This window comes from Methylobacterium sp. Leaf465 (assembly GCF_001424705.1).
Classification (GTDB): Bacteria; Pseudomonadota; Alphaproteobacteria; order Rhizobiales; family Beijerinckiaceae; genus Methylobacterium.
The window spans coordinates 53108-72563 of the sequence record NZ_LMRA01000047.1 but is presented as its reverse complement, the minus strand read 5'-3'; the positions used below and the strand labels follow the sequence as shown (position 1 = coordinate 72563).

Sequence of the window (19456 nt, the reverse complement as noted above, 5' to 3'; positions counted from 1 at the left end):
GATCTCGGCGCCAAATACCTGTAACGTCACGCTTGATCGTGGGGGCGATGCACGGGGCGGCGTGAGGCAGGGCGTGAGACAGGGTATGAGTGTGAGAGAGCTCCTCGCGGGTCGGAACGGAGCGGGCCGCGCGGCGGTGTCGGGGCTGGTCCTGGCCGCGGCGCTGAGCCTGTTCGCGGCGGGCTCCGCCCTGGCCCAGAGCTTCCAGACGGCGGCGCCCCACGCGATCCTGATCGATGCCGATTCCGGCTCGGTGCTGTTCGAGAAGGGGGCCGACGAGCTCTTCTCCCCGGCCAGCATGGCCAAGCTGATGACCACCGAGATCGTGTTCAACGAGATCCGGCAGGGCCGGCTGACCATGGACTCGGAGTTCCAGATCACCGAGGACGCCTGGCGCCGGGGCGGAGCGGGGGGCGGCGGCTCCTCGATGTTCGCTCAGCTCAACAGCCGCATCAAGCTGTCCGACCTGCTGCGCGGCCTCATCGTGCAGTCGGGCAACGACGCGGCCATCGCCATCGGCGAGGGCATCGCCGGCTCGGAGGAGAATTTCGGGCGGATGATGACGGCGCGGGCGCGGGAGATCGGCCTGACGCGCTCGACCTTCCGCAACGCGACCGGCTACTCGGCCCCCGACCAGAAGGTGACCGCCCGCGATCTCGCCAAGCTCGCCCTGCACCTGATCGAGACCTACCCGGACCTGTACAAGATCTTCGCCGAGCGCGAGTTCACCTGGAACAAGATCAAGCAGCAGAACCGCAACCCGCTGCTGACGCTCGATCTCGGCGCCGACGGGCTGAAGACCGGCTACCTCGAGGAATCCGGCTACGGCCTCACCGGCTCGGCGGTGCAGAACGGGCAGCGCCTGATCATGGTGGTGAGCGGGCTGAAGACCGCCCGAGACCGGGCGGCGGAATCGCGCAAGCTGATGGAGTGGGGCTTCCGCGCCTTCGAGCCGCGCCAGGTCTTCACCGCCGGTGAGACCGTGGCGGAGGCCTCCGTCTACGGCGGCGCGGCGGGCAGCGTGCCCCTCGTCGCCAAGAAGGCCGTGCGGGTGCTGCTGCCGCGGGGCTCCGGCGACAAGATCACCGCCCGGGTGGTCTATCAGGGCCCCCTGGTCGCCCCGGTCGAGCAGGGGCGCGAGATCGGCCGCCTGCGCATCACCCGCGGCGACACCCAGGCCCTCGACCAGCCGCTCTATGCCGGCGACACGGTGGAGGCCGGCACGCTCCCGCAGCGGGCCCTCGACGCGGCCTGGGAGGTCGGCACCGGCCTGTTCCGCAAGGCGTTCGAGAAGGCCGGCGCGAAATCGTGACGGCGCCCGGGACGGGGGGAGGGACCTTCATCACCTTCGAGGGCGGGGAGGGGGCCGGCAAGTCCACGCAGATCCGCCGCCTCGCCGCGCATCTGCGTGCCGAATCCGGCCGCCCCGTGCTGACGACGCGCGAGCCCGGCGGCTCGCCCAAGGCCGAGCGGATCCGCGAGGCGCTGCTCGCGGGCCTGGCCAAGCCCTACGGCCCCTTCGCCGAGGCCCTGCTGTTCTCCGCCGCCCGGATCGACCACCTCGACACCCTGATCCGCCCGGCGCTGGGGCGGGGCGAGATCGTGCTCTGCGACCGCTTCGCCGATTCGACCCGGGCCTACCAGGGCGCGGCCGGCGGCCTGGACCCGGATGTGCTGGTCGCCCTCGAGGGCGTCGTCGTCGGCCCGACCCGGCCCGACCTGACCCTGATCCTCGACTGCGAGCCGGAGCTCGGGCTCGCCCGCGCGCAAGCGCGCCGCGCCGCGGGTGCCGAGGGCGCGGTCGACCGCTTCGAGGCCGAGGCCCTGGCCTTCCATGCCCGCCTGCGCACGGCCTTCCGCGCCATCGCGGCGGCGGAGCCCGGACGCTGCGCCGTCGTCAACGCCGCCCTGCCCGCCGATGCCGTCGAGGCCGCGATCCGCGCCGTGGTGGCCGAGCGCCTGCCCGGGCTGCTGCCCGCGCGGGCCGGCCATGGCCGGAGCGACGACCGCCCCGGGACGGAGCACGGCGATGCGGCCTGAGCGCGCCCCCGAGGACGTCGAGCCCGGAGACCTGACGGAAGTCCCGCGCCCGCGCGAGCAGAGCGATCTCGTCGGCCATGCCGAGGCGGAGGCCGCCTTCGTCGCGGCGATCGCCTCGGGGCGCCTGCACCATGCCTGGCTCATCGGCGGCCCGCGCGGCATCGGCAAGGCGACGCTGGCCTACCGGGTCGCCCGCTGGCTCATCGCCCATCCGGCGGCGCAGGGGGCGCCCGCGAGTCTCGCCGTCGACCCGGACCATCCGGCGGCGCGCCAGGTCGCGGCCCTGTCACATCCCAACCTCGTGGCCCTGCGCCGGACCCGGGCCCCCCAGGCCAAGACCCTGGCGACCCGGATCTCGGTGGATGCGGCCCGCGGCGCCCTCGCGCTGTTCGGCTCCACCGCGGGCAATGCGGGCTACCGCATCTGCATCGTCGACAGCGCCGAGGACCTCAACGCCAACAGCGCCAATGCGCTCCTGAAGATGGTGGAGGAGCCCCCGCCCCGCTGCCTGTTCCTCATCGTCAGCCACGCGCCGGGCCGGCTCCTGCCGACCATCCGCTCGCGCTGCCGGGCCCTGACCCTGCGCCCCCTCGCGGAGGCCGAGGTGGCGCGGGTGATCGGCGGCTTCGCGCCGCCCTTCGTGCAGCCTGGCCCCGAGGCGCTCGCCCGGGCGGCGCAGCTCTCGGAGGGCTCGGTCGCCGAGGCCGTCGCCCTGCTCGATCCCGCCCGGGCCAGCCTCGTCGCGGAGGTCGAGACCCTGCTGGCCCGCCTCGACCACCCGGACTGGCGCCGCATCCTGGCCCTGGCCGAGAAGCTCAGCGGGCGGGACTCCGACGACCTCTTCGCGGCCAGCCTCGACACGGTGTTCCGCTTCGTCTCGGCCGAGCTCGACCGGCGCCGGCACGCGCCGCCCGCCCGCCTTGCGGCCCTGGTCGAGGTGTGTGACAAGATCGCCCGCGCCGCGCGGGAGGCCGCGACCTACAATCTCGACCGCCGGCCGCTGGTCCTGTCCCTGTTCGGCGACCTGGCGGGCGCGCTCCGCGACGCCGCCTGACGGGGCCTGGTCGTCTCCCGCCGTCCTGTGATCCCGGGACCCGATTCCGGGGCCTGATCCTGTGAACCCTGTATCCGGGGAACCCCTCGACGTGACCGCCACCGACCCGGCAACCGCGAAGACCTTCGGTCTCTCCACCGCGATCTCCTATCCCAACGGCGCGCCGCATATCGGCCATGCCTACGAGGTGATCGCCACGGACGCGATCGCCCGCTTCAAGCGCCTCGACGGCTACGAGGTGTTGTTCTCCACCGGCACCGACGAGCACGGCGTCAAGATCCAGCAGACGGCGGCCAAGGCCGGGATCACCCCGCGGGACCTCGTCGACGCCATGTCCGCGCGCTTCCGTGCCATGGCCGAGGCCCTGGATTGCAGCCACGACCGCTTCATCCGCACCACCGAGCCCGACCATTACGCGGCCGCCCAGGAGTTGTGGCGCCGGATGGAGGCCAACGGCGACCTCTACCTGTCGAAATATGCCGGCTGGTACTCGGTGCGCGACGAGGCCTACTACGCCGAGGACGAACTCGAGACCGGACCCGACGGCGTCCCCGTGGCCAAGGCCACCGGCACGCCGGTGACCTGGATGGAGGAGGAGAACTTCCTGTTCCGGCTCTCGGCCTACCAGGATCGGCTCCTCGCCCTCTACGAGGCCGAGCCCGACTTCATCGGCCCCGAGACCCGGCGCAACGAGGTGGCGAGCTTCGTGCGCTCCGGCCTCAAGGACTTCTCGGTCAGCCGCACGAATTTCGACTGGGGCGTGCCGGTGCCCGGGCACCCCGACCACGTCATGTACGTCTGGGTCGACGCCCTGACGAACTACCTCACCGTCACGGGCTTTCCCGACCAGGCCGACGCGCGGACGAAGTTCTGGCCGATGGACCTGCACGTCATCGGCAAGGACATCGTCCGCTTCCACGCGGTGTACTGGCCGGCCTTCCTGATGTCGGCGGGGCTGCCGCTGCCCAAGCGCGTCTTCGGCCACGGCTTCCTGCTCTCCAAGGGCGAGAAGATGTCGAAGTCGCTGGGCAACGTCGTCGACCCGATGGACCTGATCGCGACCTACGGGGTCGACGCGGTGCGCCACTTCGTGCTGCGCGAGGTGCCCTTCGGCGGCGACGGCAATTACAGCCACGAGGCGATCATCACCCGCTACACGGCGGACCTCTCCAACGGGCTGGGCAACCTCGCCCAGCGCTCCCTCTCGATGATCGCCAAGAACCTCGGCGGCACGGTTCCCGAGCCCGGCGTCCTCACGGAGGACGACCGCGCCCTGCTGGCCCTGGCCGACGCCTTGCCCGCCACCGTGCGGGCGGCCATGGACCGGCTCGCCCTCCACACGGCGCTGGCCGAGATCTGGGCCGTGATCACCGCCGCCGACCGCTACTTCGACGCGCAGAAGCCCTGGGTCCTGCGCAAATCCGATCCGGCCCGGATGGCGGCGGCGCTCTCCGTCGTGGCCGAGACCCTGCGGGCCATCGGCATCCTGGTGCAGCCCTTCATGCCGGGCTCCGGCGCCCGGCTCCTCGACCTCCTGGCCGTGCCGGCGGACCGGCGCCAGCTGGCCGATGTGGGGGAGGGCGGTCGCCTCGTGCCGGGGACGCCGCTCCCCGCCCCCGTCGGCCTGTTCCCGCGCTTCGTGGAGCCGGAGGCGTCTTCGGCGTGAACGACGGCGTCTCGTCCGACGGCGTCTCGTCCGACGGCATCTTGCCCACCCCACCGTTTTCCGAGCCTCGCCTCATGCTGGTCGACAGCCACTGCCACCTCGATTTTCCGAATTTTTCGGAGGATCTGCCCAACGTCCTCGCCCGCGCCTGCGCGGCCGGGGTGACCCGGATGGTCACGATCTCCACGCGGATCGCCAAGGCCCGGACCTACGAAGCCCTGTCGGAGGCCAACCCCGAGATCTGGCACACCATCGGCACCCACCCGGACGGGGCGGGCGATGAGCCCGACGTGCCGACCGAGGCCATCGTGGCGCGCACGCACCATCCCCGCTGCATCGGCATCGGCGAGGCGGGCCTCGACTTCCACTACGACAACGCCGCCCCCGAGGCGGTGCAGGAGCGGGTCTTCCGCCGCCACATCGCGGCCGCCCGCGAGACCGGCCTGCCGCTGGTGATCCATTCCCGCGACGCCGATGCGGAGATGGAGGCGATCCTCGTCGACGAGATGGGGCGCGGCGCCTTCACGGCCGTCCTGCACTGCTTCTCGTCGGGGGCGCGCCTGGCCGAGGTCGGCGTCGAGCTCGGCTTCTGCGTGTCCTTCTCCGGCATCGTCACCTTCCGGCGCTCCCACGACCTGCGGGCGATCGCCCGGTCGGTGCCGCGCGACCGCCTCCTGGTGGAGACCGACGCGCCCTTCCTGGCGCCCGAGCCCCATCGCGGCCGCACCAACGAGCCGGCCTACACGGCGGACACCGCCCGCGCCCTCGCCCAGACCCTCGAGATGGAGTTTTCGGACTTCGCCGCGCTGACGACGGCCAATTTCCACCGCCTGTTCCACAAGGCCGCGGCCTGAGCCGGGCAGGGGGCTCGGATCGGGCGTGACAGGCCCCCGCCCCCTCCGATACCAACGGGGGCGGAGGTGCCGATGGGCGCATTGCGATTGACGATCCTCGGCTGCGGCTCGTCCGGGGGCGTGCCCCGCGTGGGCTACGGCTGGGGCGCCTGCGACCCGCAGGAGGCGCGGAACCGGCGCCGGCGCTGCTCGCTCCTGGTGGAGCGGCAGGACGGCGACCCGGCAGGAGCCGCCACCACCCTCCTCGTCGACACCTCGCCGGACCTGCGCGAGCAGCTGCTCGGCGCGGCGGTCCAGCGCCTCGACGCGGTGCTGTTCACCCATGCCCATGCCGACCACACCCACGGCATCGACGACGTGCGGCCCCTGGTCATCCACATGCGCCGGCGCATCCCGGTCTTCGCCGACGCCCGCACGCGCCGCCTGCTGGAGGCGCGGTTCGGCTACTGCTTCGAGACGCCCCCCGGCAGCGAGTATCCGCCGATCCTCGACATGCACGACCTGGCGGACGGGGAATCGACGATGGTGGAGGGGCCGGGCGGGGCGATCACGGCCCTGCCCTTCGGCCTGGAGCACGGCAACGAGGCGGCCCTCGGCTTCCGCTTCGGCCCGGCGGCCTACGCGCCCGACGTCAGCCTGATGCCGGCGGCGTCGCAGGCGCGGCTGCACGGCCTCGACCTGCTGATCATCGATGCCCTGCGGGACACCCCGCACCCGACGCATTACTCGGTCTCGGATGCCCTGGCGCTGATCGAGACGGTGCGGCCGCGCCGGGCCATCCTGACCAACCTGCACACGGATCTCGACTACGCCACGCTGAGCGCCAAGCTGCCGCCGAACGTCGTGCCGGCCCATGACGGGCTGAGCGTCACGCTGGATCTCTAGCGTTCGTCCGGGGTCGGGGGAAACCGGTTCTCCCGAGAAGACGAACGGCGAGACGAGGAATCGCCAGTCCGTCTCGGCCAGGATGAACCGGACGGACTCCCGGGAGGAGGGCGGTCCGCCGCCTCCCCCGATCCCCTCCTCGGCTCAGTTCTGGGTGCCGGCGTCCTGCGGCAGGCCCGCATTGGCCAGGAGCTGCGCCGTGGCGGCGCGGGCCAGGCGGTCGTAGCCCGCATCGGTCATGTGCAGGCCGTCGGGACCGATCATCTGGGTCGGGGACAGGAGCCCCTGGGCGGCCCAGGCGCGCATCATCGCGTTGCGGCGGATCACCGGCACGTTGAGCTCGGTGGCGATGGCGTGCAGGGCGGCGCCGTAGGCCTCGGCCCCGGCGGTGGTCGAGAGCTTCTTGCACCATTGCTGGTCCATCAGGACCACGTCGGCACCGGTGGCCCGCATGGCGAGGATGCCGGCGCGGGTGAGTTCGGCGAAGCGCGCGACGCTGACGCCGCTCATCGGGTCGTTGCTGCCAGTCTGCCAGATCACGAGGTCCGGCTTGTCGGCGAGCACGTCGCGCTCCAGCCGCCGGGCCATGGCCTCGGAATCGTCGCCGCCCTTGCCCCGGTTCAGCACCGTGACGGCGGAATGCTCCGCGCCCATCGCCCCGAGCCGCGCCGTGAGGTCGCGCTGGAGCTGGGCCGGGTAGGTGGTGGCCGGCGAGGAGGCGCCGGAGCCCTCGGTCGAGGACGAGCCGAAGGCCACGATGCGGACGGCCTGGCCTTGGGCGATCAGGCCGGCGAGACGGGGCAGGCGGGCCAGCGCCCGGCGCGGGATCGCCGTCCGGACGATCGGTCGGGCCGTCTCCATCGCCGCGGCCTGGGGCGGCTGCACCAGGGCGGTGCGCTGCGGCTCGGCCTGCGCGCGCGCCGGCGCGCCGGTGGCGAGCGAAACGGATCCGACGGCCAGCAGGACCAGGCTCAGGGCAGCGGAGGGGCGTGCAAGGATCGGCATCGCATTCGCTTCGGAGAGGATCGATTCGGACGGGCATCCGCTCGGCTGGTGCCCGGTATCATGTATTATGAGGAGGAATTGTGACATCCGCCAGCGGTTTAGCACCCCTGGCGGTCGCTGCGCGCCCAAGAACTGGCAACGACGTGAATCGCCCGTGTGGAGATTGCATGAATACGCGGTGTCGGGAATGGGTGAACCCTTCGTCGCAGGAGGCCCCTGCCCCGGTCCGACGGGTTCTGGTTCCATAATATATCTTATGCGAACGGTGTTTCCCGGCCTGAATCGGGGGGTGTGGGGCGGGCGAGCGAGGTTCGCGGCGGGCCTGTCGCCGTCGATGGCGGCGACAGGCCCGCCACCGAAACGAGGCGCTGCGGAACGCCGATGGAGCGCCCCTACCCCATTCCCGTGCCATCGCCGGGACGATCCGACCCGTCGGCGGGCCAAGACGGTCTGGGACGCCCTCAGAGCTGAGACGAAGCCGGCACAGCCGGCTGAGGACGTCCGGACGCTGCCGAAGTGCGACCTCGACACCAGCTCCGAGGACGGCTTCGGTCCGGCCGGCTGCCCTGGAGCTCGCCGGCCTGGACTGCAAGGGTTTCGGCCGGGGCAGGGCGCTGATCCGAGCGACGACCTACAACCCGGCTGCCAGGGGTATCCTCACAGGCCCGTTCCGCGTCATCGAGCGGACGATCCTCTCGGCGGGTGAATCTCGGCCAGGCGCCCTCCCCGTTCGGCGGCTCCTGCGATGAACGCCCCGGGCTGCTGACTTTCTGCAGCAGCGCCATACCGGCGACCTCGTGGGCCGCTCGCCCGAGCCTGCCGACGCGCAGGCGGTCGCCGCGGGCCGGCAGCGTGCCGAGGCGGACGATCTGGCGCCGAAGACCGCCTTGGCATTGCCCTCCCCGACCGGGTCTGTTCCCGCCTCGATCCGGCCGGGGCCGCGGAGGCCAGCCGCCGCAAGGGCGTGGCCCGCGACGCGATCCAGACCGCGGCGGCCGACAGCACTCGACCGTGGCGCTGTGGAAGCAGGTCACCCCGCACATGGGTGCGCGCACCGTCCAAGGCGTCGTCGTTCTTCTCGCACGTCTCGCGTGACCAGGCGAAGGGCAAGCCGACCCTGCAGGTCGAGGGCCAAAGCCCGAAGAGCGTCTCCCGAAGTGGCGCCGATCCCCTCCCCCTTCGTTGTGACCGGCCGGCTCTGGACCGGGCTGATGAGGAGATCGGATTGGACCGGAGGAGCCGACGATGGAGTGGGGGCAGACGACGAGAGCGGACTCGGTTGTGCTCACTCTGCAGCGGGTCGAGGTCCGGACAGCCGCCCTGTGAACCCCTCCAACCCGATTCGGCCCAAAGTAAAAGCGCTCCCGGGGTGAGATTTCGAGACTTGGCGTGACTCAAAGCTGACCGTTTTTATCGCGGAAACCGAGCGATATCTTAAGGGGCCGCAGATCGGACACGGCGCGGCCCCATTGAATAAACACCTTTTCCACGAACATATTTGCCAAGATGCCAATCACAACGACCAGAACGATAAGGGGGATCAGCGAAAAGACGGGGTCCAGATCTAAGTAATTAAAGCTCAAGTCCTTATTTTTCATGAAAACATAAAATACGATACCGTGGAAAAGATAGATTCCAAAGGATATTTCGCCTAACAGGCGGGACGAAGAAGTACTGAGTGAACCGAATAAGTTATTTCCGCACGCGACAATGATAAAGAACTGCCCTGTAAAGATCAGGGCGGTTCCTTCTGCGTAGGGGAACAGAAACATACCGGTCAACAGCAGGAGCAACGATCCAAAGGCAACCCTGGATGATGCGAGTTTGTCAGCAATCGAGGGGCGGATCGAACATTCGTGCGCGATCATGCCGATGAAGAAGAGCGGGAAAAACCGGAACGCGATGCCGGAGAAGCTGAATGCGCTGAGGGAAAGCGAAACGAGGAGGAGTGCTCCCGGCAAGATCCACGTCGGATACCGGACAGACCAGAAACTCATCATCAACGCACAGACTGGCAAAATCGAAAAGTAGAAGATCCATTCATACTTCAGCGACCAGAAAACATAGGCATTGACGCGCCCGCTGTCCTGGTAACCCATCAGGGGCGGCTGCGACCAGGCGGCCAACCAATGAGACAGGGGAACAAGGTCATTTCGACTCAAAGTCGTGCTTCGTTCATATCCAATAACGAGGCACACAACGATCAGAGACAAAGCAACCAGTGGAATGATGCGAAAAAAACGCTTGAGATACAGGGGTAGCCAAGCGGTCTCAAAAAAACCTTTCAGGATAACAGGATAGAAGAGATATCCAGTAATCATGAAGAAAATCGCGACTCCCGTTGAGCCAAGCTGATTGAAGAAATGGATGGCCGGTGGGCGCCAGCCGATGTTCAGGTGATAACTATTGAGCCAAATCACAAAATGATGGAAAACCACCGCAAGAGCCAGGAATCCTCGAAGTCCATCAAGACTGCTGGCTCCGCGCGGTCGCTTGGGCAATTCAAAACCAATCAGCACGAACAGTTTCGCGACAGAGATCGCAGCGCAGAGAGCCAGGACGCTCAGGAGCACGATGATGATGGCGTAGGAGGTTGACATGAGTGCGTTTACACAACCGAGAAGCGGGGGATCTTTGATCGTATGTCTGACCTATGCCGACGTATAAGATCTCATTCGGCACTGGGACTCGGTCAGGCCCGCTCGTATGCCCAACAAAGACGCTAGAAAAATCCAGTTGTATCCCCAGATATGGACAGTAAATGCAGCGAACGCATACAAAAAGATGCAGATCGCCAAACCGCGTCGCGCGTCTTCGATTTCGGCCCCGAGGGGCCGCAGTCGGCCGACGGCAACCGTGATGCCCGTGGACAGCAATGCTAAAGCAAGTAGGACGGATCTCGGAATGCCATACCGAACCGTCTGAACCAACCAGAGGGAATCAATCGTCGCCGACATTTCGTCACCTCTGATCCAATCGGCGAGACCAATACCGAAGAAGGGGGCAGAGCGTACATTCACCAGACCCCACCGCCAGATTTGAAGCCGGTAAAGTCCCGTTTGCGGGTCCAGCGTGAGATGATCGATCATCACGCGAACAGGATCGTCAGCCAAGAAATAGATCAGAAACAGGCTGTAGAGCGATACCAGCATTAAGAGCGTGAACCGCCAGGGTTTTTGATCGAAGGCGCGGTAGTATAGATAAAGCAGGATGGACAGGGCACATGAGAGAAACGGCGCAGACGAGAGCGCCAAGCCCATACCGAACAACGAAACAAAGCACCAAATGAGTTTTTGAATATGGCTCAAAGTCGAATGTAGAAAAATCACGAAGCACATTGCGAAGAATGTACCCATCAAGATCGGATGTTCGATCGCTCCTTGCGCACGGATCAGCCCGAACCTGTAAGATGTGAACTCGATTGCTGAGGTTCCGCCCGTGAGGACTTGGCCAATCTTGAAGACAATGTTGACGCCTGAAATAATATCGGTCATTGCCCATAGACAAAGCGCCGATACGACAACCCTCAACGCGGACACAAACAAATAATAGGTTTCTATTGTACCGAAAACCGTTCTGCCAATCAGGTAGGCAAACACGAACTCGATCGCAGAGACGGCGCCGATACCGCCGAGAGCTTTGGCGCCGGTGTTGTAATACAGCGCCACAAGCATCCAACTGCAAAGTGCAATGACGATGATGTCAGAGACCACCAGGGCATAGCCGTTGCCTCTGATTTTGTAGAAAATCTCTCGGACCGCAAAAGTCGTTGCAAGTATTAAGAGCACGCGTGCAAACGACAGTGCGTTTGCCAAAGGAAGAATCATGCTGGAGGGAATGACGAAACAGCCTGGATAGATCAGCCTGACAGCCCTTGCCCCCCGGAGGTTGGCGGCATAGGTCACGGGCGATTGCCAATTTCGTGCTGTCCGTCCCTGTCTCAGGGTGTTCCGCCAATCCCCCCGCAGCGCGTGTTCTCGGCCGAACGAGGATGGCTTCAAGTCCCGTGCCGCCTTGGTCGCTTTCACGTTGACGTGCTCATTCGGTGCGTGCCCAGCGATTTGGAAGGAAAAGCAAAACCTGTAGATGATTTAAGTAACATACTGGATATCATCGTTTTTGCGGCCTTTCGACGCAACAACCCGAGTTGAACTTCAGCGCGTGCGAGATTGCAAGGTTTTATTTGGGTCAGAGCAGAAATGGGCGTCTTTCTTCATTGATTGATGTGATGAAGACTGCCTCCGTTGAGGTCGTGTCTCTGTAAGCTGACCGCCGCATACCGGGAGATTTTCTGCTTATATGTCAGCGAAAAACTCGGGTTTTTGTGAAAAATCTCCGTTCTGTCCGTCCATCGGACCCCGGTAAACCTCCTCCGTCTGAAGAGTTTGGTTGTTCTCGATCGAGATCTCAGTCGTGCGCCGCGGACACTCAAGACCTCAATCTCATGTTACGGTTCTACCGTCGGAGTGACGGCTCCTTGACTTGGAAGCGACCGCGGACGTCGGAGTGACGGCGGCTGGCGTAGACAGGAACGGGGCAATCGCAGACGGCGCGGTTCGCATCCTCAGGCCAGCGCGCGCTCGTGGAGAGGACGTTCCGCACACGACACCCTCGTGCGCGACAGCGATCGCGCGGTGAACATCTTGGATCACGACGGCACCGGCGGCAGCATCGGCGCGGGTCGCGTCGACACCGGGACGATCATCCTGAAGGGCGTCGACATCGGTCCGTCACACCAGGCGGCAGTCTCATCGTATAAGGCCCGGACCCCGTGACCAGGAGAGGTCCTCGCCGAGGAGGCATGGGGTCTGGATCAGGCGGGGAGCGCGGTGTGGCCGCGCCCAGCGGCGATCGTGCCGGGCTTCGGAGTGAAGGCCGCGTCGATGTCGGCGATCATTTCCGCCAGGGCGCTCTGTCGGACCTTGTGGCCGTAGCCGTTGAAGCCGGTCTGTGGGTCGAAAGTCTCGAAGAACGCGGTCCCGCCGGAGAACACCTCCGGATAGCTGGTCCCGCTGCCGCCGTTCGGCGTGTAGGCGTTCACATAGGCGTTGTTCTGTGCCCTGTAGCGGAAGGGCACGCCGGAATAGGCCGCGGACCCGTTCTGCGCCGTGATGAAGCCATCCGGCGTGGTCGGATCCGCTGCGCGGATCGTCCCGCCGAGCGTTGCATGCTCCCAGATCGCCCCGAGAATATTGCCGCTGATATCCATCTCGAAGCCTGACCAAGCGACCCAGACGGTGGATCCTGCCGTATCCGGTCGGTTGCCGGCCGGAGCTCCGGCGGATGCGGACACCTGATAGTACCCGCCGTTGTAGAGGACGACCTGACCGAGTGCGTAGGCCAGGGCCGCAGAATAGGCACCCCGGTACCTCACCCAGGGCTCGACGCTTCCGTTGAAGCCGTTCGCATAGCCGCGATCGTCGATGGATTCGCTCATGAAGCGGATGAGGGTGTTGAACGCGTACTGCGCTGTCGCGACGGATCGCGCATTCGCAAGCTGCGCGCCGTTCGGAGTGTTGAACAACATGAAGTTGCCGGCGATGTACTGGCGCTGATCGAGGTCACCCATGAGCGAGTTCATCTCGCCCTGGTTGGAGAAGGAGCGGATCGAGGCGGCTCCCCAGAGGTAGTTTCCGACAACGCAGAAGTCGCGAACCTTCGGGATGTCGTTCGGCGCGGCGACCTGATGGAAGTCGGCATGCTCGTTCGAATGCTCGTGGATGTCGAGCATCCGGGTGACGCCATTGCCATAGATGCGAACCCTCGACCCGTTCGCGATCTGGGATGCAGACAGGTTCGAGGACGCGACGGCCGGGTATTCGTCGATAAAGTCGTTCGAGCCGCGCACCGCGAAGGTGCGGGCGATCTCACAGTCGTTGGCGAACCCGATGTCGAAGGCCACGAAGTAGCCGTTCACGACGCAATCGTGGAAATACGCCCTGTTGGCGTTCCGGATGAACGCCCCCGTCAGCACGCGGACATCGGATGCCCCGGAGGAACCCGTTCCGAAGCCGCAGCCGTTGAACGCGATGTCTCCGACGTTGCCGGAGGAATCGGCCAGGACCTGGAACTGGGTCGCACGGGAGGCGAGATTGTTCGACTGGCAGAGGGCTCGCTGCGTCGTCTCGCTGAGAGGATAGTGACTGAATGCGGTGGCGGGCGTGTGACCGCTGCCGGCGGTCACGATGGTCAGCGGTGACTCGGTCGTGAGCCGTCCATCGTCATCTACGTCGAACCAGCCCTCGAAGCCGATACCGGCGCTGGCGAGGAAGGTCCCGGAGCCGGCCGACGTCGTCGCGATCGCCGCCCCGCCGACCGTTGCGGAGATCGTGAACGCGTTCGCGTCGAGAACCGTCTTCACATAGTAGTTCACGCTGGCGCGGATGCCGGCCGGCAGCGTGCTTTTCACGTCCGGGATCTGGCCGGCACTGTTGAAGGTGACAGCCGTGTTGGCCGCGAGCCCGTGCTGGGTCCAGCCGATGACGGCCGGGCTCCCCTGGGAGATCGTGACCGGTGTGTTGCCGACCTTCTTCGAAACGTAGGCCCGACGCTCATGGGGGCTGGCGAGGTAGCCGACGCCGACCTGCTGCACCGAGGCGACGCCTGTGACGGCGCCCTGGGCATCTACGGTCGGGGTCCAGATGAACGGGGTCGCGACGTTCGTGAACTTGGCATTGTAGGCATCGACGTTCGGGACCAGGCGATGGTCGATCCTCTCCAGGACCAAGGGTCCGAAGGCGCCCGTCGCCCTGTTGGCGGCGGCGAACCCAGAGGTCCGGTCGCCACGGGATTTCACTGTCAGCGACCCGCCGCGCGCCGTCGCCTTGGCATTCCGATCGAGCGTCCTCGTCCTGGCGATGAGGTTGGCCGCGCCGATGCCGAAATTCGGGTTGTCGAGCGTGCCGTCGTACTTCCGGGTGAACGCGCGCGCCCCGAGCCACACCCCGGGCGGAAGGGCAATCGTCCAGTCCGTCGTGAGAGACGACGCGGTCGCGGCCTCGGCGGCGGTGAACGCGGCGTCCGTGTCGACGTCGAAGGTGTCGGCTTCGACCGTGACCCGGATCGCGGAATAGTAGGTTCCGCCGCCCTGCACCGGCAGATCGTAGGTCCCGGACCCCAGGTTGGCGGAGTCTCCGGCCTTCGAAACCGACAGCGTCCCGCGCGCGTCGATCGCGAAGTAATCCGCCGGCCCCGTGCCGGGGACGAACGCCGTGCCCGCCGGAAGCTGCTGGATCACGACGCCCGATGCGGTCAGCGCGCCGACCGAAACGGCCAGTACGGACGAGGCTGGCGGCGTGACGTTCGCGTTCTCGGGTCGAATGACGGAGCGCGCGTGGGCATCTGCCATCAGGCCGAAGAGCGAGAAGCCAACGAGAAGGCTGCGGCGGGTATGCGTCATGACGGGACAACCTCGATCGGGAAACCGTTGCGGTGGTCGCGGGCGTTCTGCAGGAGACCGAGACGGCCAGGATGTCGATCCTGCCCGCCGGTTCTGCCGGATCATCCGGAACCGCTGTGGCCCAGAGCCGTCGGAACGATCGGAGATCGCCGCGTTCGATGAGGGGCTGGGCAACGCCCGAACCTGCAGCGTCCGCATCGTGGAGGCCCGCGCGGCCGGCATCGATCAGGACGGAGACGCCGTTCGGACTGCGCTGAGGCTAGCTTGGAGCGGCGGACAGCCCGAAGGGCGGATCGGCCGGCTCACCCATGGTAGGCGGCGCTGTGTACGACGGAGGATTCTCCGAGTTCGACGAGGCGCTTGAGGTCGGCGCGGTTCATCACGCTGCCCACCAGCTTGTCGCGGATCTCCGGGTTGCTGCGGACGGCACGACGGAGGATTCTCCGAGTTCGACGAGGCGCTTGAGGTCGGCGCGGTTCATCACGCTGCCCACCAGCTTGTCGCGGATCTCCGGGTTGCTGCGGACGGCGTCGTCGAGCGTGTAGGTCTGGGTGTGGTCCCACTGCACCACCATGAGGAAGCCGTCGATGAGGTCGGCGACCGCACCGGCATCGGCGACGGCACCGATGGCCGGCAGCTCGACCACGACGTACTGGTACTGCGTCTTGAGGCTCTCGAACAGAAACCGCAGGGTCTCGGCCGTCAGCATCGCGCCGGGCTGGTCCGGCGCGGCCTTGCCGAAGCACGGCAGGAAGAACAGGCCCGGCTCCCGGGTCGGGCGGAGGGCGGCCGCGATCGGGGCGGTCTGTGCCACGACCTCGGCGAGGCCGGCCTCGCGTCCAGAGGCCAGCAGGTCCGACAATGAGGGGTGGCGGATGTTGGCATCCACCAGGATCGTGGGCGCGCCGGACTGGGCACAGAGCTGGGCGAGGCTGCTGGCGACCACGCTCTTGCCTTCGCCGATGGCGGCAGAGACGACGCCGATGACCACGGGCCGGTCCTGCCGGCGCAGGTCGATCCGGACCTTGGTGCTGCGCAGGGTCTCGAGGCCGAAGCCGCCGATGGCCGCGCGCAGGCCGCGCGGGTGGAGGGCGGCCGGTTCGGCGCGCGCGACGTTCGGGAGAAAGCCGAGGCAGGGCACGCCGAGGGCCGTCTCGACCTGACGTCGGAACCGCAGGCGCCGCGAGAAGGCCTCGCGGGCCACGGCCATCAGGCAGCCCGCCCCCAAGCCCAKCGGTCATCGGGAAGCTCTGCTTCTGTATGCCGTCGACGTACCGCGACATGAAGGTGTCGCGGATCGTCTTCACCGTCGCCGACGCACTCTCGAGCTGAGTCAGCTGAACCCGGCCTTCGCGCGCCTGGATCGACCGCTCCGACAGGTCGGCGAGCTCCTTCTGAAGGTTCTGCTCCTTGATCTGCGCGATGGCGAAGTCGCTGCGCGCACCTTCGAGAATGCGCTGGACCTCGTCGTTCATCGAGTTCTGAAGCTCGTTCATCTTCGCGCGGGCTTTGATCGTCGCTTCGTGCGTCGCGCCATACCGGACGGTGAAATCCGCCATCTGGCGCTTCGCGTCGAAGTAGGCGTTGCGAAGCTGGATGATGACCTCGTTCGAGAACTCATCGACGAGCGCGTTCTGCACCCCGCCGGTCCTCGCCATCTCGTTGATCTGTGCGACCTTTGCTTCCGCGCCAGCACGGGCGAAGCTCGCTTCCAGCACTTTTTGACTGAGATCGAGGATCTGCTGCTCCTCGATGAAGCGACCATCCATGGTTACGATATTGTTCTTCAAACGATAATCGATGACAGCCCGATCCGCTTTGCTGACGTCATCCTGCAACTCGGCGATTCGTTCGACAAACCACGTGCTGGCTTTTTCGGACGCCGCACGCTTTGCCTCGAGTTGATCGTCGATGTAGGCCTGGGCGAGCGCATTCGCGAGGCGTGCGGCCTTCTCGCCGCTGCGCGCCGTCACCGTGACGGTGATGGCGTAGGAGAGATCGACGCGCTCGACGTTGGTCGCCTTGCGCAGCACCTCGGCAGCTCGGTTCCGGCGGTCTTCGACGGACTCAGCCTCCGGGTCATCGGCGAGGCCAAGAGCTGCGACCAGCTTCCGGATCATGGACGTGGATCCGACGAAATCCGGATCCGTGTCGAGCTTTTCGGACATTACGACCCGATCCAGCACGCCGTTCGACTTTAAAATCTCGATTTGACTGAGTAACGCTGAGCTGTCGATCCGGCCAGAGGGCGTCGAGAAATTCTCGTCGACAGCCGATAGACGCTTGAAGTCGACGAGAACCGTCGAGAATGTCTTGTATGATGAGGGGGCGAACATAAAAACTAGCGTGCCTAGGACCAGGGCGGCCAGGATCGTCTTGCCGATGAAGCGGCGCTGGCGCCGAAGAACGCCGAGGATGAAGGCGATGTCGCCTGGATCTCCCGGAGCCCGTATCGCGAGGGGGGTTCCCGTCGTCGCGCGTGGATTGGTGGCTAACATCGGTCCTCGATCGAGGGTGCCATGGCTTTCGGCCGACGCAGGTCAGCGATGCAGGTCGCCAGCGTGGATACGTGGGAATCTTAACACGATCGCTTCCATGTCCGCCATGCGACCGCGACGGTTCATACCTTGGCGTCGCGACGAGGCGCATTCCCGATACGCATCGTCCGCCGCCCATGCCCGCTGATCAGATCCGGCCACTTACATCGGCGATGAAGGTCGAGATACGGTTGAGGAGCTGCGCATTCGCATAGGCCGAGATCTCTTGCGAGCGAACGAGGCCCTCGATGCTGTCGAGGCCTTCCTTCAACGCAGCTTCATCATCGACGACCGTGGCGATTCCTTGCGCTTTCATATGCCGCGACGTGGAAAGCTGATGGTCGTTGCGGTGTTCGCCGAATGCGGCCCGGCGCGGCATGACGAGAATCGGCTTGCCGAGCTCCAAGGCCGTGATGATTGAGCCCATCCCGGCGTGGCCGACGACGGCTTTCGCAGCAACGACATGCTGCCGAAACTCCGAGGGCGACATGGTCGATTGATACTTGATGTTTTTCGGTACGAGCTTCGACGCCCCGATTTGCGCCACCACGTCGGAGCGCCCACGAGATCCGGCCCAGTCATCGACGGTGGAAATCAGACGGTCGAACGGCAACTGGACACCCACCGTTACAAAAATCATATGACCGACCCCTCGTAATACGGACCTTCCGGCTTCGCTAAGTGCTGCCACTGCGTGAGCCAGAGGTCCGCCACCCCACCCGCCATCTTTCCGGACATCGAAAGCGTGTCGACGTTCGCAAAGCTGTCGATCCAGATGGTCTTGGCTCTGATCAGGCGTCCGAGTCTCAGCGCAACGTACCCAGGCGCCGCACCTGTCGAGACGACGATGTGTGGCCGCTCGCGGAGAACGACGATCATCACGGACAGAGCCATACGCAGAAACGCGAGCTTGTTCCAGCGGTTCGCATCCGGGACGCGATGAAATCGATGTCCGGCGACTTGGTCCCGCGCATCAAGCGTGCAGATAAAGGCACAATCACATTCACCGAAGGCGGGAACGACGCGCAGGAGCTGGATCCAGTGTCCACCGCCTGACGCGACCGCCAGCAAGCGCGGCCTTTTATGTTTCGCTGCCATTGCAGCCTCCCAGTTTAACCGATAGCCTTGCTATATATGCAAGGCTAACAATGGAATGCTCATCAAATTGTCGTATGGAATCGTTTCGAAAGACAGCCAGATACCATGCCAATGACAATGGAGTATCACGAGAAACGTTCCATTTCGAATGTCTTATTCAATCTACAATATAGTCCTCTCCAAATAGGTTTTTACAAATATCGATGACATGACTTGAAAATAACACTACTATGAAACGCGACCTGGGTGGCCTGTAAGATATCTCGTGATCGGTTCCTGAATGGGCATTCGCACAAGCGTGTCGATCGCATTCCAGGGCGTATTTGGAAACCCATGTTGCCGAGCCGGGGTCCTCAACGCGACCAGCCCTATCCTCAAGGGCAATGGCGGCGATCGCTTCGCTCGCAAGGGGGGAGCGATTTTCTGAACGTCGCGTTGTTCATTCGCCCCGCATGCCGGCTGGGGTAGAATCGGGATCCAGGTTGATTTGAATTTCTAATTGCAAACGTCCGAAGTCCGATTGAACCCAAGTCATCATCGACTGGCTCGAAACTTTAGCTCGGCTTGTGCCGCACCGCAACATCTTTGATGATTTGGGTGCAGGGGACGTGCCTGAGAACTCGCCCGATAAGGCGCCGAGAGGCAGGGGTGGGTGGCCAGAATGGCGATGATTCCAAAGGCTGCCGAAACCTCGACCGGGACCTGGCGCGGACTTCCCAACGATCCGGCAGTCGTGGGCCACGTTGGGCGCGCGGCGGCCGATGGCGGGGAGCAGCGCGCGGGAAGTCGGGCAGCAGGGCGCCGCGGCGCAGGCAGCTCTGCCGGGCCGGGTCGTCGAGGGGGATAGCGCGGACCGCGCAAGCACCGGATCGCAAGGGCGGTGCATCTTCGCGCGTCGCTGTTTCTGACGTAGACAGG

The 19456-nt window shown here is 65.6% G+C and carries 15 protein-coding genes; 8 read left to right on the top strand and 7 right to left on the bottom strand.

Annotation, left to right across the window (positions count from 1 at the left end; all coding sequences use genetic code 11):
• Positions 1–85 precede the first annotated feature (85 nt).
• From ASG51_RS21225 to ASG51_RS21200, 6 genes are all read left to right on the top strand, one after another.
• Positions 86–1312: a D-alanyl-D-alanine carboxypeptidase family protein gene (locus ASG51_RS21225; protein ID WP_056222141.1), complete on the top strand. Its 1227-nt coding sequence runs from the start codon at positions 86–88 to the stop codon at positions 1310–1312.
• On the top strand, positions 1309–2040 hold the full coding sequence (gene tmk / locus ASG51_RS21220) for a dTMP kinase (RefSeq protein ID WP_056222144.1): 732 nt from the start codon (positions 1309–1311) through the stop codon (positions 2038–2040). Before ASG51_RS21225 ends, tmk begins: the two co-directional genes overlap by 4 nt.
• Positions 2030–3094: a DNA polymerase III subunit delta' gene (locus tag ASG51_RS21215; RefSeq protein WP_056222243.1), complete on the top strand. Its 1065-nt coding sequence runs from the start codon at positions 2030–2032 to the stop codon at positions 3092–3094. The genes tmk and ASG51_RS21215 overlap by 11 nt, the downstream gene beginning before the upstream one ends.
• Before the next feature lie 91 nt (positions 3095–3185).
• Positions 3186–4760: a methionine--tRNA ligase gene (gene metG, locus ASG51_RS21210; protein WP_056274901.1), complete on the top strand. Its 1575-nt coding sequence runs from the start codon at positions 3186–3188 to the stop codon at positions 4758–4760.
• Between the two features lie 74 nt (positions 4761–4834).
• Positions 4835–5614, top strand: coding sequence for a TatD family hydrolase (locus ASG51_RS21205; protein ID WP_056383011.1), 780 nt, complete (start codon positions 4835–4837; stop codon positions 5612–5614).
• Between the two features lie 72 nt (positions 5615–5686).
• Entirely contained in the window at positions 5687–6499 is an 813-nt protein-coding gene (locus ASG51_RS21200) for an MBL fold metallo-hydrolase (protein ID WP_056382893.1), read from the top strand.
• A gap of 144 nt (positions 6500–6643) precedes the next feature.
• Here the strand turns inward: ASG51_RS21200 and ASG51_RS21195 are convergent, their stop codons facing one another.
• The 3 genes from ASG51_RS21195 to ASG51_RS21185 form a co-directional block, all read right to left on the bottom strand.
• Positions 6644–7504, bottom strand: coding sequence for an SGNH/GDSL hydrolase family protein (locus ASG51_RS21195; RefSeq protein ID WP_244472574.1), 861 nt, complete (start codon positions 7502–7504; stop codon positions 6644–6646).
• Between the two features lie 1394 nt (positions 7505–8898).
• Positions 8899–10104 carry an acyltransferase gene (locus tag ASG51_RS21190; protein ID WP_056382891.1) on the bottom strand — a complete coding sequence of 402 codons (1206 nt, stop codon included), beginning with the start codon at positions 10102–10104 and terminating at the stop codon, positions 8899–8901.
• A 51-nt stretch (positions 10105–10155) separates the two neighbouring features.
• On the bottom strand, positions 10156–11532 hold the full coding sequence (locus ASG51_RS21185; RefSeq protein ID WP_156389810.1) for an O-antigen ligase family protein: 1377 nt from the start codon (positions 11530–11532) through the stop codon (positions 10156–10158).
• A gap of 585 nt (positions 11533–12117) precedes the next feature.
• Between ASG51_RS21185 and ASG51_RS24405 the strand changes: the two genes are divergently transcribed.
• Positions 12118–12279, top strand: coding sequence for a hypothetical protein (locus ASG51_RS24405; RefSeq protein WP_156394260.1), 162 nt, complete (start codon positions 12118–12120; stop codon positions 12277–12279).
• Positions 12280–12317: 38 nt separating this feature from the next.
• On the opposite strand, the gene ASG51_RS21180 is transcribed toward ASG51_RS24405, so the two are convergent.
• Together ASG51_RS21180 and ASG51_RS25265 are read right to left on the bottom strand one after the other, a co-directional pair.
• Positions 12318–14903: a hypothetical protein gene (locus ASG51_RS21180; protein WP_056274893.1), complete on the bottom strand. Its 2586-nt coding sequence runs from the start codon at positions 14901–14903 to the stop codon at positions 12318–12320.
• A gap of 379 nt (positions 14904–15282) precedes the next feature.
• Complete coding sequence (locus tag ASG51_RS25265) at positions 15283–16113, bottom strand: CpsD/CapB family tyrosine-protein kinase (protein WP_056382887.1); 831 nt, start codon at positions 16111–16113, stop codon at positions 15283–15285.
• Between the two features lie 313 nt (positions 16114–16426).
• On the opposite strand from ASG51_RS25265, the gene ASG51_RS25260 reads away from it, so the two are divergent.
• The gene (locus tag ASG51_RS25260; RefSeq protein ID WP_056382885.1) at positions 16427–17104 is read left to right on the top strand and encodes a hypothetical protein; all 678 of its coding nucleotides are present in this window, start codon (positions 16427–16429) and stop codon (positions 17102–17104) included.
• A gap of 484 nt (positions 17105–17588) precedes the next feature.
• Here ASG51_RS25260 and ASG51_RS21165 read toward each other — a convergent pair whose 3' ends face one another.
• On the bottom strand, positions 17589–18080 hold the full coding sequence (locus ASG51_RS21165) for a glycosyltransferase (RefSeq protein WP_056382884.1): 492 nt from the start codon (positions 18078–18080) through the stop codon (positions 17589–17591).
• Positions 18077–18538, bottom strand: coding sequence for a hypothetical protein (locus tag ASG51_RS21160; RefSeq protein WP_056211854.1), 462 nt, complete (start codon positions 18536–18538; stop codon positions 18077–18079). Before ASG51_RS21160 ends, ASG51_RS21165 begins: the two co-directional genes overlap by 4 nt.
• Positions 18539–19456 lie beyond the last annotated feature (918 nt).

Excerpts from the sequence above, each read along its gene's own strand:
- ASG51_RS21215 (WP_056222243.1), top strand. The coding sequence starts at position 2,030 with ATGCGGCCTGAGCGCGCCCCCGAGGACGTCGAGCCCGGAGACCTGACG.
- ASG51_RS21190 (WP_056382891.1), bottom strand. The coding sequence starts at position 10,104 with ATGTCAACCTCCTACGCCATCATCATCGTGCTCCTGAGCGTCCTGGCT.
- ASG51_RS21225 (WP_056222141.1), top strand. The coding sequence starts at position 86 with ATGAGTGTGAGAGAGCTCCTCGCGGGTCGGAACGGAGCGGGCCGCGCG.
- ASG51_RS21195 (WP_244472574.1), bottom strand. The coding sequence starts at position 7,504 with ATGCCGATCCTTGCACGCCCCTCCGCTGCCCTGAGCCTGGTCCTGCTG.
- ASG51_RS21200 (WP_056382893.1), top strand. The coding sequence starts at position 5,687 with ATGGGCGCATTGCGATTGACGATCCTCGGCTGCGGCTCGTCCGGGGGC.
- ASG51_RS21180 (WP_056274893.1), bottom strand. The coding sequence starts at position 14,903 with ATGACGCATACCCGCCGCAGCCTTCTCGTTGGCTTCTCGCTCTTCGGC.
- ASG51_RS21160 (WP_056211854.1), bottom strand. The coding sequence starts at position 18,538 with ATGGCAGCGAAACATAAAAGGCCGCGCTTGCTGGCGGTCGCGTCAGGC.
- ASG51_RS21205 (WP_056383011.1), top strand. The coding sequence starts at position 4,835 with ATGCTGGTCGACAGCCACTGCCACCTCGATTTTCCGAATTTTTCGGAG.
- ASG51_RS21165 (WP_056382884.1), bottom strand. The coding sequence starts at position 18,080 with ATGATTTTTGTAACGGTGGGTGTCCAGTTGCCGTTCGACCGTCTGATT.
- ASG51_RS25265 (WP_056382887.1), bottom strand. The coding sequence starts at position 16,113 with ATGGCCGTGGCCCGCGAGGCCTTCTCGCGGCGCCTGCGGTTCCGACGT.